At 70.6% G+C, this 15,744-nt stretch carries 10 protein-coding genes and 2 rRNA genes (1 of these 12 running past the window's edge); 5 read left to right on the top strand and 7 right to left on the bottom strand.

From position 1 onward, the window contains the following. Positions 1 to 18: 18 nt before the first annotated feature. The 5 genes from Srubr_RS35200 to mtnA form a co-directional block, all read right to left on the bottom strand. Positions 19 to 942: a ComF family protein gene (locus Srubr_RS35200; protein ID WP_189995992.1), complete on the bottom strand. Its 924-nt coding sequence runs from the start codon at positions 940 to 942 to the stop codon at positions 19 to 21. A 110-nt stretch (positions 943 to 1,052) separates the two neighbouring features. Further along, positions 1,053 to 2,885, bottom strand: coding sequence for an LpqB family beta-propeller domain-containing protein (locus tag Srubr_RS35195; RefSeq protein WP_229926707.1), 1,833 nt, complete (start codon positions 2,883 to 2,885; stop codon positions 1,053 to 1,055). Next, complete coding sequence (gene mtrB, locus Srubr_RS35190; RefSeq protein ID WP_189995993.1) at positions 2,875 to 4,995, bottom strand: MtrAB system histidine kinase MtrB; 2,121 nt, start codon at positions 4,993 to 4,995, stop codon at positions 2,875 to 2,877. The genes Srubr_RS35195 and mtrB overlap by 11 nt, the downstream gene beginning before the upstream one ends. 1 nt (position 4,996) lies before the next feature. After that, entirely contained in the window at positions 4,997 to 5,686 is a 690-nt protein-coding gene (mtrA, locus tag Srubr_RS35185) for a two-component system response regulator MtrA (protein WP_187279108.1), read from the bottom strand. 108 nt (positions 5,687 to 5,794) lie between these two features. Further along, complete coding sequence (gene mtnA / locus Srubr_RS35180) at positions 5,795 to 6,940, bottom strand: S-methyl-5-thioribose-1-phosphate isomerase (RefSeq protein WP_189995994.1); 1,146 nt, start codon at positions 6,938 to 6,940, stop codon at positions 5,795 to 5,797. 140 nt (positions 6,941 to 7,080) lie between these two features. Here mtnA and Srubr_RS35175 point away from each other — a divergent pair, with 140 nt between their 5' ends. From Srubr_RS35175 to Srubr_RS35155, 5 genes are all read left to right on the top strand, one after another. Continuing rightward, positions 7,081 to 8,484 carry a glycerophosphoryl diester phosphodiesterase membrane domain-containing protein gene (locus Srubr_RS35175; protein WP_189995995.1) on the top strand — a complete coding sequence of 468 codons (1,404 nt, stop codon included), beginning with the start codon at positions 7,081 to 7,083 and terminating at the stop codon, positions 8,482 to 8,484. 127 nt (positions 8,485 to 8,611) lie between these two features. Next, positions 8,612 to 9,262, top strand: a complete 651-nt coding sequence (locus tag Srubr_RS35170; RefSeq protein WP_229926708.1) for a DUF4129 domain-containing protein — start codon at positions 8,612 to 8,614, stop codon at positions 9,260 to 9,262. Beyond that, on the top strand, positions 9,259 to 10,458 hold the full coding sequence (locus tag Srubr_RS35165) for a DUF4350 domain-containing protein (RefSeq protein ID WP_189995997.1): 1,200 nt from the start codon (positions 9,259 to 9,261) through the stop codon (positions 10,456 to 10,458). The genes Srubr_RS35170 and Srubr_RS35165 overlap by 4 nt, the downstream gene beginning before the upstream one ends. Beyond that, positions 10,458 to 11,447 (top strand): AAA family ATPase, encoded by a 990-nt coding sequence (locus tag Srubr_RS35160; RefSeq protein ID WP_189995998.1) that lies wholly within the window; start codon positions 10,458 to 10,460, stop codon positions 11,445 to 11,447. Before Srubr_RS35165 ends, Srubr_RS35160 begins: the two co-directional genes overlap by 1 nt. Continuing rightward, positions 11,447 to 12,757 (top strand): DUF58 domain-containing protein, encoded by a 1,311-nt coding sequence (locus tag Srubr_RS35155; protein WP_189995999.1) that lies wholly within the window; start codon positions 11,447 to 11,449, stop codon positions 12,755 to 12,757. Before Srubr_RS35160 ends, Srubr_RS35155 begins: the two co-directional genes overlap by 1 nt. Before the next feature lie 107 nt (positions 12,758 to 12,864). Here Srubr_RS35155 and rrf read toward each other — a convergent pair. Beyond that, a 5S ribosomal RNA gene (gene rrf, locus Srubr_RS35150) occupies positions 12,865 to 12,981 on the bottom strand. A gap of 84 nt (positions 12,982 to 13,065) precedes the next feature. After that, positions 13,066 to 15,744: ribosomal RNA gene (locus tag Srubr_RS35145) — 23S ribosomal RNA — on the bottom strand (it continues 442 nt past the right edge of the window).

Here is a 15,744-nt window from a genome sequence, read left to right as displayed (position 1 = left end):
AACGATGCACGTTGACGATCAGTTCCTGTTTATTTCCAGGGAATCGGCGGGAGCGGCGATCACGGCGGCACGCGGCATCCGCGCGCGGGCGTTCGGCATCGCCTTTTCCGGTGCACTGTGCACCGACTCCGTCCTCTCCTGCTCTGAACCGATCCGTCGTTCCTCCCTACCTTCCCGAGTTATGGCCCGATACACGGCCGTTCCGCCATTGGCGCCGGATACCGCGGTCTCCCGCAGCGCCCGCGCCGCCTCCGCGAGACTGGCGCCCGTCGTCATCAGATCGTCGACGAGGACGACGCGCCGGCCGTCGCCGAGCAGCGGGCCGCCTCCCGCGGTCACCTCCAGCGCCCCGGCGAGGTTCGCCCGGCGCCCCGGCGCGTCCAGCCCCGCCTGGTCCGCGACGGCCCGCCGCTGCCGCAGCACGGCCGCCACCCGGGCCGGCGTCCCGGTGCGCCGCAGCTCCCGCGCCGCCGCGAGCGCCATCCGCCGCACGGGATCGTGCCCCCGCGCCCGCACCGCCCACCGCGCGGAAGGCACGGGCACCAGCAGCAGGGGTTCCCGCCAGAAGTGCCCCGCCGGCCCGCCACCGGCACCCCCGGCCGCACCGAGGCCGACGCCGGGGCCGAGGCCGCCCACGTCCTCGCCATCCGCCCCGAGGCCCGCCCGTACAGCCCGCGCCAGCGCCACGCCCAGCGCTCCCGCGAGAGCCAGCACGCCCCGCTCCTTGTGGGCCAGCAGCAGCGCGCGCACCTCCCCCGCGTAGGGGGCCACCGCGTGCACCACCGGCAGCCCGGCCGGCTCCGGCACCGGCCGTGCCCGCCGCGGCACGCCCCCGTCCAGCGTGGCCCGGCACCGCGGGCACAGCGCCGTACGAGGTGCCCCGCAGCCCGCGCAGTCGGCCGGCAGCACCAGGTCGGTGAGGTCCTGCCACCACCCCCGCATGACCACCACTGTGCCCGCGCCGCCGCCGGCCCGCCACCCCTGTGGAAAACCGCCTGTGGATAACCGGCGAAACGCCAGACGACCAGAAAACCGCGCAGGTCAGCGTGGTGTCAGCCCGGATAGACCGGCGCCGAACCGTCCTTGTCGACCTTCTGCCACTGCGCCCCGGACGGCAGCCGGACGATCCCGTCCTCCGAGTAGGCCACCAGCGGCACCCGCTCGTCCTCGGCCGCGGCGATCGCCTTGACGCTGGTGAGGGCACCCGGGGCGGGGCCGTCCAGCGTGGACCCGTCGGCCTGGACGTACCGCATCTGCTGCACGCCCCCCTGTTCCTGGCCGACGACGAGCAGTCTGCTGTCCCCGGCCCAGGAGATGGCGCTGACCTGCTCCAGGTCCGGTGTCGCCGAGCGCAGCCCGTCCACCGAGATGCCCTGCCCGGTGCCGTCGTCGTGCTGGATCCGGCCGATGAACAGGGACTGCTTGCCGTCCTTGGCCACGAGCAGCGCGATCCGTGCCCCGTCGGCGGCCACCCGCGCGTCCGTGATCCGGCCCGGAAGATCGGGCACGGCGACGGGCACCGCTTCCTTCTCCCCCTCCTCCAGGACGTACAGGCGGGGCCGGCGGGGATCACCGTCGGCCACCCACAGGTCGCCGTGGGCGTCCCAGCTCGGCGTGGTCAGACGCTCGTCGGGAGTGGGCCCGTCGCTGGTCACCAGCGGCTCACCGAGCGAACCGCCCGACGCCAGCGAGGCCACGTACAGCGAAGCGCCCCCGTCGGCGACCCCGGCCGCGGTGTGCTCGTCCCGCGACACGGCCACCGACCGCAGGTCCCTGCCGCCCTCGCCGAGCGGACCCGGCACCGCGACGGAGCCCGTGCCGGTGCTCGCGGTCGGCATCCGCACCACCCGGTGCCTGCCGTCGATGAAGTACACGTACTCCGGGTGCTTGGACGACCCGTGCCAGGCGGTGGCCTCGGCCCGCTCCTCGGTCAGTTCGCACAGCCGCTCGTCACCGGCCCCGCGCAGCTCGACGGATTCCAGCGTCGGCGCCAGGTTCCGCAGGGTGAACAGCAACTGCGTCGCCATCTCGGTGCACTTGCCCGTAGCGACCTGGGACGCCTTGAGGTTCAGCGGCACGGTCAGCCGGTTCTGGTCGTCCGGCGTCAGCCCGGACACGCCCTCGCGCAGCGCCGTACCGGTCGGGAAGCTCGACCTGACCACCGGCCCGAGCCAGGTGGTGGGCCCCTTCAGCAGCGCCCGGACCATCTGCGTCATCGGGTCCACCTTGCCGCGCACGAACACCGGATCGGCGACCGCCACCGGCTGCCCGCCCGCCCCGACCGCCGTGTCGGAGGCGAAGTAGTACTTGTCGACGGACGTGTAGTTGCGCTGGAAGTCCGACTTGCCCATGACGACGCCGTCCGGCAGCCCGTCGATGCGCCACTGTCCGCTCTTGGGGTTCTTCGTCAGGTGCAGCGTCTTGCGGTAGGAGCCGCCGGCCGGCTGGTAGGCATGCTGCGCGTCGACCGTGGCGACCCGGGTGCCGGTCAGCACACAGGTGACGCTGTTGGTCTCCTCCCGTCCGCCCGGGCTGCAGTCGGTCTCGATGCTCGGCCCGTTCGCCAGGACGGTGGTCGACAGCTCCGGCCGCCAGCGGCTCGCCGCATCGGCCGACAGATACTTGCGCGCCGTGTCGTACTCCGGGTCGTCGCTGGTCAGCGCCTCCAGGAAGCCCTGCATGATCTCGCCCGGACCGGCCCCGTCGGCCGGCGGCATGGCGAACACCCGTACCGCGGTGTCCTGCCGCGGCGTGGACTCCACATCCCGCAGGTCCCCGCTGTCGGGCATCGAGGCGCACCCCGCCAGCAGTACGGCACCCAGGGCGGCGCACGCCACCGCGCGCCCCGGCCGCCGCCGTGCGCCCCCCACGCGGTCAGCGACCACGGAATGCCTCCCCTGACTGCGTCGAGTCCTGCGGCGCGGCGGAGTCCGGCCGGGTCCCCGCCGCGTCCGGCACGTCCGGCGCCGGGCGCGTGGCGGCCTCGTCGCCGGGCCGCCGTACGCCTCCGGTGGGCCGGGGCACCACGCGCGCGCCGTTGCCCTTGCCCGGCAGGGCGGTCGGATCCGCGGCCGGGGTCGCGGTGGTCAGCGGCGACGCCATCGGCGCCCGCGAAAGCAGCGCGGGCACCTGTGCGCCGGTCTGCTGCACCGGGACGGTCGCCCGTTTCTCCTCGCCGGCGCCCGCCTCGCCGCCGTCGTCGAGGCCGCGGTTGCGGCGCGAGTCCTTCGGCTCCAGCGGTATCGGCGAGCCCCGCAGCGGCTCGTCCGCGGTCCTCGGCAGCGTCAGCCTGAACTGGGAGCCGCCACCGGGCTCGCCCCAGGCCTGCAGCCAGCCGCCGTGCAGCCGCGCGTCCTCCAGGGCGATCGACAGCCCGAGGCCGGTGCCGCCGGTGGTACGCGCGCGTGCCGGGTCGGCCCGCCAGAAGCGGCTGAAGACCCGGGTCGCCTCGCCGGGCTTCAGGCCGACGCCGTAGTCCCGTACGGCGACGGCCACCGCTCCTCCCGCGGCGGCGAGCTTGACGACGACGTCCTTGCCCTCGCCGTGCTCGACCGCGTTGACGACGAGGTTGCGCAGGACGCGCTCCACGCGCCGGGCGTCCGCCTCGGCGACGACGGGCTGCTGGTCGCCGACCACCCGTATGCGCGTGCCCTTGCGCTCGGCGAGCGGCTCGGCACCGCTGACCACCCGCCGGACGACCTCCCTGAGGTCTATCGGCTCGGCCTCCAGCGCGGCGGCGCCGGCGTCGAACCGGCTGATCTCCAGCAGGTCCGCGAGCAGCGACTCGAACCGGTCCAGCTGGTCGGCGAGCAGCTCGGCCGACCGCGCGGTCACCGGGTCGAAGTCCTCGCGCGCCTCGTGGATGACGTCGGCGGCCATCCGGACGGTGGTCAGCGGAGTGCGCAGCTCGTGCGAGACGTCGGAGACGAACCGCCGCTGCATCCGCGACAGGTCCTCCAGCTGCTGGATCTTGACCTGGAGGTTCTGCGCCATCTTGTTGAAGGCCTCGCCCAGGCGCGCGATGTCGTCCTCGCCGGTGACCTTCATCCGCTCCTGGAGCCGCCCGGCGGACAGCCGCTCCGCGATCCCGGCCGCCATCCGCACCGGCGTGACCACCTGCCGCACCACCAGCCAGGCGATGGCGCCGAGCAGGACGACGACGAACAGCCCCGCCGTGGCCAGGGTGCCCTTGACCAGGCTCAGGGACTTCTCCTCCTGCGTGAGCGGGAAGAGGTAGTACAGCTCGTACTGGCGGCCGTTCGGGTCGCTGACCTGCTTGCCGATGGCAAGACCCGGCTGCGGTTCCTTGCCGCCGAAGTAGACGATCCGTGTGTTGCTCTGCACGGCCGTCGTACCGCTGTTGACCCGCTCGCGCAGCTCGGCGGGCACGCTGGAGGTCGGGTTGACGTTCCCCGAGCCGCGCGGGCTGCGGCCGCCGCCGCTGTCGTCGCCGACGGGCAGCGTCACCACGTCGAAGGCGCCCGCGCCACCGCTGGACAGCGACTCCACGAGGTCGCTCATCCACTGGATGACGTTCTGCGACTGCCGTCCGTCGGCGGTCGCCGTACCGTCACCGGTCCCGGCCGCCCTGCCGGCGCCCGTGCCGCTCACCGCCTCGTCGGCCTTCTGCCTGGCCACCGCGAACCCGCCTGTGGCCTGGCTCTGCGACGCCTTCACCTTGGCATCCAGCAGGCCGTTGCGCACCTGCCCGATCACGACGAAGCCCAGCAGCAGGACGACGCCCAGCGACATCACCAGGGTCGTCGCCACGACCCGGAGCTGGATGTTGCGCCGCCACAGCCGCATCACCGGCAGCAGCGGACGGCGCACCCAGCGCAAGAACAACCGCAGGACCGGGCTGCCCTGCACCCCGCCGCGCGGCAGCCCGCCCTCGAACAGACGCCTGAGGCGCGCACTCACCGCCGTCCGGCCGACAGGCCGCCCCGGACGGGTCCCGGGCCCACCGGGAACCGAAGCAGCACTGTCCCCGGACACGTCAGCTCGGTCCGGCCTTGTAACCGACACCACGGACGGTCACCACGATCTCCGGCCGCTCCGGGTCCTTCTCGACCTTGGAACGCAGCCGCTGGACATGCACGTTGACGAGCCGCGTGTCGGCGGCGTGGCGGTAGCCCCACACCTGCTCCAGCAGCACCTCACGGGTGAACACCTGCCACGGCTTGCGCGCGAGCGCCACCAGCAGATCGAACTCCAGCGGGGTCAGCGCTATGGACTGCCCGTCCCGCTTCACCGAGTGCCCGGCGACATCGATGACCAGGTCACCGATGGTGAGCTGCTCCGGCGCCGGCTCCTCCGACCTGCGCAGCCGGGCCCGGATCCGGGCCACCAGCTCCTTGGGCTTGAACGGCTTGACGATGTAGTCGTCGGCCCCCGACTCCAGGCCCACCACGACATCCACGGTGTCGCTCTTGGCCGTGAGCATCACGATCGGCACCCCGGACTCCGCCCGGATCAGCCGGCACACCTCGATGCCGTCCCGCCCGGGCAGCATCAGGTCGAGCAGCACCAGATCGGGCTTGCTCTCACGGAAAGCGGCCAGCGCCTTGTCGCCGTCGGCTACGAAAGACGGCTCAAAACCTTCACCACGCAGCACGATCCCGAGCATCTCGGCCAGTGCGGTGTCGTCGTCGACGACAAGGACTCGTCCCTTCATAAACGACATCATCCCATTCTCGTAACGGTGACCGGGGCGCTGGTGAGGCAGGTCACTGGCCCGTGACGATAGTCGTAGGGGACGGTCACTGTCTGCCCCCGGCCACCGCCCGCGGCCCGCTCAGGCGGGGTCCGCGCCGCGGCGCGAGAGGGCACATGCCTCGGCGAGGGACTCGGCGGTCACCGGGGAGACGACTCCCTGCTCGGTGACGATGGCCGTCACCAGCTCGGGCGGCGTCACGTCGAACGCCGGGTTGTACGCCTGCGTCCCCAGCGGCGCCACCGGTATCCCGCCCGCCGCACCGGTCGCCGCCACCTGGGGTGCCACGACCTCGGTCACCTCGAAGCCGGGCCGCTGCTCGACCTCGATGGACGCCCCGTCGGGAGTGTCCGGGTCGATCGTCGTCACCGGGGCCACCACGATGAACGGCACATGGTGGTACCGGGCGAGCACAGCCAGCGGATAGCTGCCCACCTTGTTCGCCACCGAACCGTCGGCCGCGATCCGGTCCGCCCCGATCAGCACCGCGTCCACCTCGCCCGCCGCGAACAGCGAACCCGCCGCGTTGTCGGTGAGCAGCGTGTACGGCATGCCGCTGCGGGCCGCCTCGTACGCCGTCAGGCGCGCCCCCTGCAACAACGGCCGCGTCTCATCCACCCACAGCCGCCGCAGCCGCCCCGCCCGGTGCGCGGCGAGCGCCACCGCGAACGCCGTGCCCTCCCCGCCCGACACCAGCGAACCGGTGTTGCAGTGGGTCAGGATGCGGTGCCCGCCGGCCGGCAGCAGTTCGTCCAGCAGGGTCAGCCCGTGGGCCGCCATCCGGGCGCTGGCCTCGGCGTCCTCCTGGTGCAGCGCCCGCGCCTCGGCGAGCGCCGCCACGGCGGCCGCCGTGGGGTCACCGGTGCGGGCCAGCGCCGCCCGGTGCGCGGACTCGGCCCGGCGCACCCCGACGGACAGGTTCACCGCGGTGGGCCTGGCCCCTTCCAGCGTCCGCGCCGCCTCGGGCACGTCGAAGCCACGCGCGGCGGCGAGCGCGACGCCGTACGCCCCCGCGATCCCGAGCAGCGGGGCCCCGCGCACGGCGAGCGAGCGGATCGCCTCCACCAGCGCCGGCGCGTCCGTGCACACCAACTCGACCTCTTCGGCCGGGAGCCTCGTCTGGTCGAGAAGGACCAGTACGGGACCCTCGGGTGGTTCCTCCCATCGGATCGCCGGTACCTCGGTCGGCCGCTTGTCCCCGCCGGTTCGCGCCTGCTGATCAGCCATGCCGTCAGTCTGCCCCGGATCCGGCGGACAATTGAAGAAGTCCCGCCCCCACTGCGGCCGGTACCCCGATGACCGGCCCATGGCACGATGGCTGCCAACCCGCCGCCGCGACCGCGGACGGGCACCGAGAAGGAGCTTCGATGACTGACACTCCGGGCTGGGCCTCGCCCGGATCCGCCTCGTCGTCCGAGGGGCGGGAACCCGGTGCGTCCGGCCCCGCCGAGCCCGCCGACCGCCCCGGCCCCGCCGAGCCCGCGCCGCAGCCGGGCCCGGACCCGCAGGGCCCAGGCGTGAAATGGTCCAAGGAGCAGCCGCCACCCGGCCAGTGGTCGGCGCCCACCGGCGCCCCCGGCGCCCCCGGGACACCCGGCCCGCACCAGACCCCGCCACCCCCGCCACCCGGCCCCGGCTGGGGCGGCCGGCCCCCCGGCGCCCCGGGCCCCGGCGGCTACGGCGGTCATGGCGGTCATGGCGGCGGATACCAAGGCCCGCCCACCGGGCACGGCGGTTACCCGGCGTGGGGCGGCGGCTGGGGCGGACCGCCGCCCGCCGCCAAACCCGGCGTCATCCCGCTGCGCCCGCTCGGCGTCGGTGAAATCCTCGACGGCGCCGTCTCCACCATGCGCACCTACTGGCGCTCGGTCCTCGCCATCTCGCTGGCGGTCGCCCTGCTCACCGAGACCGGCCTGGTCCTGCTGCAGGGCTTCGTCCTCAACGACGCCCTCACCGACACCGCGCTCGACAGCGAGACCGCCACCCCCGGCGAGGTGCTCCGCAGTCTGCGCGACACCATGGTCGGCACCGGACTCCTCACAGTGGTCTCGGCGGCCGCCACCATCGTCGCGACCGCCCTGCTCACGACCATCACCAGCCGTGCCGTGCTCGGCAAGCCGGTCAGCACCGGCGAGGCCTGGCGCGAGGCCCGCCCGCGGCTGCTCAAGCTGTGCGGTCTGCTCATCCTGCTCGGTCTGATCGTCTTCGGCGTGCTCGCCGCCGGCGCGCTGCCCGGCTTCCTCGTCCTGATCGGCAGTGGCAGCGACGCCGCAGGGGCCGCGCTGATGGCCCTGGGCATCATCGGCGCCGCCGCCGTCGCGGTCTGGCTGAGCATCCGCTACTACCTGGCCGCACCCGCCCTGATGCTGGAACGGCAGGGCATCCGCCAGTCCATGAGCCGCTCCGCCCGGCTGGTGCGGGGCTCCTGGTGGCGCGTCTTCGGCATCCAGTTGCTCGCCGGCCTGATCGCGAACATCGTCTCCGCGATCGTGACCATCCCCTTCGCCGTCATCGGCGCCGCCGCGAGCGGCGACGGCATGGCCGACTTCCTCGCCACCAACGGCGGACACGTCGGCTGGGCGTTCCTGATCATCCGGTCCATCGGCTCGGTGATCGGCACCACGCTCACCCTCCCGATCAGCGCCGGCGTCACCGCGCTCCTGTACATCGACCAGCGCATCCGCCGCGAAGCCCTCGACCTGGAACTGGCCCGCGCGGCCGGTGTCCAGGGCCACGGCACCGGCGCCCCCGGTCCCGTCCCCGGGAGCTGACGCGGTGGGCCTCACGGGGGGAGTACTCACGGCGGTCCTGCCATCGGGCGGAACCACCGTCGTACGAGTCTGGCGCGCGTCGGACCGTGCGCTCCTGGCGGCCGGCGGCTCGGGCGACGAGCCGCCGGTGACCATCCCGCGCGACCCCGCGCGGGAAGCGGCCCGGCGCGAACTGTCCAAGCGGATGTACCACGAGAACGATCCCAGCCTGTTCCAGCGCGCCCTGAACGCGTTCTGGGACTGGCTCGACCGGCTGTTCGGCACGGCCGCGTCGGCCACCCCGGGCGGCGCGGTCGGCCTGTTCGTCGTCATCCTGTTCGCCGTCGCCGTCCTGGCCGCCCTCTGGTGGCGCCTGGGCACCCCCCGCCGCCAAGCTTCCTCAGCCGCGCCCCTGTTCGACGAGCGCACCCGCAGCGCCGCCGAACACCGCGCGGCCGGCGAGGCACACGCGTCCCAAGGCCACTGGAACCAGGCCGTCCAGGAACGCATGCGAGCCGTGGTCCGCGCCCTGGAGGAACGCGCCCTGCTCGACGTACGCCCCGGCCGCACCGCCGACGAAGCCGCCGCCGAGGCCGGCCGCGCCCTGCCCGTCCACGCGGACCGACTGCGCGTCGCGGCACGGGAGTTCGACGACGTCACATACGGCGGGCGCACAGCCGACGAGCAGTCGTACCGCCGCCTCGCCGAACTGGACCGCGACCTGGAGAACACCCGGCCGAGCCTCGCCGGCAGTGCCGTCAGCGCGGCCCACAGCACCCGCCAGGGGGCACCCGAGTGACCACCGTGGCCCCGCCGACGACCACCACCTCCACCGCGCCCACCGGCCGCCTGCTGTGGACCCGGTCCCGCGGCATCGCGCTCGCCGTCGTCCTCGTCCTGGCCGCGGCCGTCGCCATGGCCGCCGTGCGCTCCACCGCCCACCACGGCGAACTGGACCCGCGCTCCGCCGACCCCTACGGCAGCCGCGCCGTCGCCGAACTCCTCGCCCAGCGTGGCGTGTCCACACGCGTGGTCACCACACTCGACGCGGCACGCTCCGCCACCGGCCCCGACACCACCCTCCTCGTCGCCGTACCCGACCGGCTGACCCACCGGCAACAGGACCTGCTGCACTCGGCGATGGCGGACTCCGGCGGCCGGACCGTCCTGGTCGCGGCCGGCGGCTGGTCCGTCGAACGGCTCGCCCCCGGGGTCACCGCGGACCCCGCGGTCAGCGGCGACTCCACGCTCGCCCCGGACTGCGCCCTGCCCGAGGCCCGGCGCGCGGGCACCGCCGACACCGGAGGCATCCGCTACACCACCGCGCACCTCGACGCCGACTCCTGCTACCCCAGCAAGCGCCTCGCCACCCTGCTGCGGCTCCCCGCGGCCTCCGGGGGCGGCGACACCGTCGTGCTCGGCGCGCCCGACATCCTCTACAACGACCGCCTGGACGAGCAGGGCAACGCCTCCCTCGCCCTTCAACTCCTCGGCTCCCGCCCCCATCTGGTCTGGTACCTCCCCTCGCTGTCCGACGCCTCCGGCGCCCCGACGGACGACCGGAAAGGCTTCTTCGACCTGCTCCCCTCGGGCTGGCTGTGGGCCACCCTCCAGCTGTTCATCGCGGCGGTCCTCGCCGCCTTCTGGCGGGCCCGCCGATTCGGCCCGCTCGTGGCCGAGAAACTCCCCGTCGCGATCCGCGCCTCCGAGACCACCGAAGGCCGCGCCCGCCTCTACCGCAAGGCCAACGCCCGTGACCGCGCGGCCGACGCGCTGCGCTCCGCCACCCGCACCCGCCTCGCCCCCCTCTCCGGCGTCCCCGCAGCTCAGGCGCACACGCCCGAGGCCCTGCTGCCCGCCCTCTCCGCCCGCCTGCCCGGCGACGGACAGGACCTGCACTCCCTCCTCTTCGGACCGCCGCCCGGCGACGACGCGGCCCTCATCACCCTCACCGACCGACTCGACGCCCTCGAAAGAGAGGTACGCCGTTCATGATGGACCCGACCACTGACAACGCCGGGCAGAGCGGGGACGCGGGCACCGCCCGCACCGCGCTGGAAGCCCTGCGCGCCGAGATCGCCAAAGCCGTGGTCGGCCAGGACCCCGCCGTGACCGGCCTCGTCGTCGCCCTCCTGTGCCGCGGACACGTACTCCTGGAAGGAGTCCCCGGGGTCGCCAAAACGCTGCTCGTCCGCGCCCTCGCATCCGCGCTGGAACTCGACACCAAGCGCGTCCAGTTCACCCCGGACCTGATGCCGAGCGACGTCACCGGCTCCCTCGTCTACGACACCCGCACCGCCGAGTTCTCCTTCCAGCCGGGCCCGGTCTTCACCAACCTGCTCCTCGCGGACGAGATCAACCGCACCCCGCCCAAGACCCAGTCCTCGCTGCTGGAGGCCATGGAGGAACGCCAGGTCACGGTCGACGGCACCCCACGCCCGCTCCCGGAACCGTTCCTGGTCGCCGCGACCCAGAACCCGGTCGAGTACGAGGGCACCTACCCCCTTCCGGAAGCCCAGCTGGACCGTTTCCTGCTGAAGCTGACGATTCCCCTGCCCACCCGCCAGGACGAGATCGACGTCCTCACCCGGCATGCCTCCGGCTTCGACCCGCGCGACCTGCGCGCCGCCGGCGTACGACCGGTCGCCGGCCCGGCGGACCTGGAGGCGGCCCGCGCCGCGGTCGCCAAGACGACCGTCTCACCGGAGATCACCGCCTACGTCGTGGACATCTGCCGCGCCACCCGCGAGTCGCCGTCGCTCACCCTGGGCGTTTCCCCGCGCGGCGCCACCGCCCTGCTCGCCACCTCACGCGCCTGGGCCTGGCTGACCGGCCGCGACTACGTCATCCCCGACGACGTGAAGGCCCTGGCCTTGCCGACCCTGCGGCACCGCGTACAGCTGCGTCCGGAAGCCGAGATGGAGGGCGTGACCGCCGACTCGGTCATCAACGCCATTCTCGCCCACGTCCCGGTACCCCGCTGATGGCACTCACCGGACGCGCCGCTCTGCTCGCGGCCCTCGGCTCGATCCCCGTCGGCATCCTGGAACCGGGCTGGACCGGCATCCTCGCGGTCAACGGTCCACTGGCCCTGGCCTGCGCCTGCGACTACGCGCTGGCCGCGCCGGTACGCCGCCTGCTGCTGACCCGCTCCGGCGACACCACGGCCCGGCTCGGTGACACCGCCGACGTCACCCTGACGGTCACGAACCCGACCCGCCGCCCCCTACGCGCCCAGCTCCGGGACGCCTGGCCGCCGAGCGCCTGGCAGCCGGGCACCGAGACCGAGGCCTCACGGCACCGGCTGACCGTGCCCCCGGGCGAGCGCCGACGCGTGCCGACCACGCTGCGTCCCACCCGCCGTGGCGACCGCCAGGCCGACCGCGTGACCATCCGCTCCTACGGCCCCCTCGGCCTGTTCACCCGCCAAGGCACCCACAAGGTGCCCTGGACGGTACGAGTCTTGCCCCCGTTCACCAGCCGCAAGCACCTCCCGTCGAAACTCGCCCGATTGCGTGAACTCGACGGCCGCACCAGCGCGCTGACTCGTGGGGAGGGCACGGAGTTCGACAGCCTGCGCGAGTACGTGCCCGGAGACGACACCCGCTCCATCGACTGGCGTGCCACAGCCCGGCAGACCTCCGTCGCGGTCCGCACCTGGCGTCCGGAACGCGACCGGCACATCCTGCTGGTCCTGGACACCGGCCGGACCTCGGCGGGCCGCGTGGGCGATGCCCCACGGCTGGACGCCTCCATGGACGCGGCCCTGCTGCTCGCGGCCCTCGCCTCGCGCGCGGGCGACCGGGTGGCACTGCTCGCCTACGACCGCCGGGTACGTGCTCTGGTCCAGGGCCGTACGGCCGGCGATGTCCTGCCTTCGCTGGTCAACGCGATGGCGACGCTGGAACCGGAACTCGTCGAGACCGATGCCCGTGGTCTCACCTCCACCGCTCTGCGCACGGCACCTCGGCGTTCCCTGATCGTGCTCCTCACGACGTTGGACGCGGCACCGGTGGAGCAGGGTCTGCTTCCGGTGCTTCCCCAGCTCACTCAGCGCCACACGGTTCTGGTGGCGTCGGTGGCGGATCCGCACATTGCCCGCATGGCTCAGGCCCGGGGCAACACTGAGGCCGTTTACGAGGCGGCGGCAGCGGCTCGCTCGCAGGAGGAGCGCCGACGCATCGCCGAGCAGCTCCGTCGTCATGGGGTGACGGTGGTGGACGCGACTCCCGAGGAACTGGCGCCGGCACTCGCGGACGCCTATCTGGCGCTCAAAGCGGCGGGCCGGCTCTAAGAACCTTCAGAGGTGTTTCTAACCGCCGCAGTCCCTCCGGGGACGTCATTCATGCATAACGCAGAAAACCCCCGCACCGTAAGGTGCGGGGGTCTCCCTCAAAATTTGTTCGGCGGCGTCCTACTCTCCCACAGGGTCCCCCCTGCAGTACCATCGGCGCTGTGAGGCTTAGCTTCCGGGTTCGGAATGTAACCGGGCGTTTCCCTCACGCTATGACCACCGAAACACTATGAAACTGAACGCCGCACCATGTGTAACACATGGGGCTGTTCGTGGTTTCAGAACCAACACAGTGGACGCGAGCAACTGAGGACAAGCCCTCGGCCTATTAGTACCGGTCACCTCCACACGTTACCGTGCTTCCAGATCCGGCCTATCAACCCAGTCGTCTACTGGGAGCCTTACCCCATCAAGTGGGTGGGAGTCCTCATCTCGAAGCAGGCTTCCCGCTTAGATGCTTTCAGCGGTTATCCCTCCCGAACGTAGCCAACCAGCCATGCCCTTGGCAGAACAACTGGCACACCAGAGGTTCGTCCGTCCCGGTCCTCTCGTACTAGGGACAGCCCTTCTCAAGACTCCTACGCGCACAGCGGATAGGGACCGAACTGTCTCACGACGTTCTAAACCCAGCTCGCGTACCGCTTTAATGGGCGAACAGCCCAACCCTTGGGACCGACTCCAGCCCCAGGATGCGACGAGCCGACATCGAGGTGCCAAACCATCCCGTCGATATGGACTCTTGGGGAAGATCAGCCTGTTATCCCCGGGGTACCTTTTATCCGTTGAGCGACGGCGCTTCCACAAGCCACCGCCGGATCACTAGTCCCGACTTTCGTCCCTGCTCGACCCGTCGGTCTCACAGTCAAGCTCCCTTGTGCACTTACACTCAACACCTGATTGCCAACCAGGCTGAGGGAACCTTTGGGCGCCTCCGTTACCCTTTAGGAGGCAACCGCCCCAGTTAAACTACCCATCAGACACTGTCCCTGATCCGGATCACGGACCCAGGTTAGACATCCAGCACGACCAGACTGGTATTTCAACGACGACTCCACCCACACTGGCGTGCGAGCTTCACAGTCTCCCAGCTATCCTACACAAGCCGAACCGAACACCAATATCAAACTGTAGTAAAGGTCCCGGGGTCTTTCCGTCCTGCTGCGCGAAACGAGCATCTTTACTCGTAGTGCAATTTCACCGGGCCTATGGTTGAGACAGTCGAGAAGTCGTTACGCCATTCGTGCAGGTCGGAACTTACCCGACAAGGAATTTCGCTACCTTAGGATGGTTATAGTTACCACCGCCGTTTACTGGCGCTTAAGTTCTCAGCTTCGCCCACCCGAAAGTGAGCTAACCGGTCCCCTTAACGTTCCAGCACCGGGCAGGCGTCAGTCCGTATACATCGCCTTACGGCTTCGCACGGACCTGTGTTTTTAGTAAACAGTCGCTTCTCGCTGGTCTCTGCGGCCACCCCCAGCTCACGGCGCAAAGCCGATCACCAGACGTGGCCCCCCTTCTCCCGAAGTTACGGGGGCATTTTGCCGAGTTCCTTAACCATAGTTCACCCGAACGCCTCGGTATTCTCTACCTGACCACCTGAGTCGGTTTAGGGTACGGGCCGCCATGAAACTCGCTAGAGGCTTTTCTCGACAGCATAGGATCATCCACTTCACCACAATCGGCTCGGCATCAGGTCTCACCCTGCAAGAGTGGCGGATTTGCCTACCACTCGGGCTACACCCTTACCCCGGGACAACCACCGCCCGGGATGGACTACCTTCCTGCGTCACCCCATCACTCACCTACTACCAACTTGGGTCAGCGGCTCCACCACTCCCCTTTGCCCGAAGGCTCCAGGGCGGCTTCACGGCCTTAGCATCACTGGATTCGATGTTTGACGCTTCACAGCGGGTACCGGAATATCAACCGGTTATCCATCGACTACGCCTGTCGGCCTCGCCTTAGGTCCCGACTTACCCTGGGCAGATCAGCTTGACCCAGGAACCCTTAGTCAATCGGCGCAAACGTTTCTCACGTTTGTATCGCTACTCATGCCTGCATTCTCACTCGTCAACCGTCCACGACTACCTTCCAGTGCCGCTTCACCCGGCAGACGACGCTCCCCTACCCATCACAGCGGGCGTTGGCCCTCATGCTGCAATGACACGACTTCGGCGGTACGCTTGAGCCCCGCTACATTGTCGGCGCGGAATCACTAGACCAGTGAGCTATTACGCACTCTTTCAAGGGTGGCTGCTTCTAAGCCAACCTCCTGGTTGTCTCTGCGACTCCACATCCTTTCCCACTTAGCGTACGCTTAGGGGCCTTAGTCGATGCTCTGGGCTGTTTCCCTCTCGACCATGGAGCTTATCCCCCACAGTCTCACTGCCGCGCTCTCACTTACCGGCATTCGGAGTTTGGCTAAGGTCAGTAACCCGGTAGGGCCCATCGCCTATCCAGTGCTCTACCTCCGGCAAGAAACACACGACGCTGCACCTAAATGCATTTCGGGGAGAACCAGCTATCACGGAGTTTGATTGGCCTTTCACCCCTAACCACAGGTCATCCCCCAGGTTTTCAACCCTGGTGGGTTCGGTCCTCCACGAAGTCTTACCTCCGCTTCAACCTGCCCATGGCTAGATCACTCCGCTTCGGGTCTTGAGCGTGCTACTAAAACGCCCTATTCGGACTCGCTTTCGCTACGGCTTCCCCACCCGGGTTAACCTCGCAACACACCGCAAACTCGCAGGCTCATTCTTCAAAAGGCACGCAGTCACGAGACACCAGCAAGCTGATGTCCGACGCTCCCACGGCTTGTAGGCACACGGTTTCAGGTACTATTTCACTCCGCTCCCGCGGTACTTTTCACCATTCCCTCACGGTACTATCCGCTATCGGTCACCAGGGAATATTTAGGCTTAGCGGGTGGTCCCGCCAGATTCACACGGGATTTCTCGGGCCCCGTGCTACTTGGGTGTCTCTCAAAC

The organism is Streptomyces rubradiris (assembly GCF_016860525.1).
Taxonomy (GTDB): domain Bacteria; phylum Actinomycetota; class Actinomycetes; order Streptomycetales; family Streptomycetaceae; genus Streptomyces; species Streptomyces rubradiris.
This window is presented reverse-complemented; position numbering and strand designations above follow the sequence as displayed.

Bases quoted from the DNA above. Each gene is read 5' to 3' on its own strand.
- mtnA (WP_189995994.1), bottom strand. From the start codon at position 6,940: ATGGCTGATCAGCAGGCGCGAACCGGCGGGGACAAGCGGCCGACCGAG.
- Srubr_RS35175 (WP_189995995.1), top strand. From the start codon at position 7,081: ATGACTGACACTCCGGGCTGGGCCTCGCCCGGATCCGCCTCGTCGTCC.
- Srubr_RS35155 (WP_189995999.1), top strand. From the start codon at position 11,447: ATGGCACTCACCGGACGCGCCGCTCTGCTCGCGGCCCTCGGCTCGATC.
- Srubr_RS35160 (WP_189995998.1), top strand. From the start codon at position 10,458: ATGGACCCGACCACTGACAACGCCGGGCAGAGCGGGGACGCGGGCACC.
- mtrA (WP_187279108.1), bottom strand. From the start codon at position 5,686: ATGATGTCGTTTATGAAGGGACGAGTCCTTGTCGTCGACGACGACACC.
- Srubr_RS35200 (WP_189995992.1), bottom strand. From the start codon at position 942: ATGCGGGGGTGGTGGCAGGACCTCACCGACCTGGTGCTGCCGGCCGAC.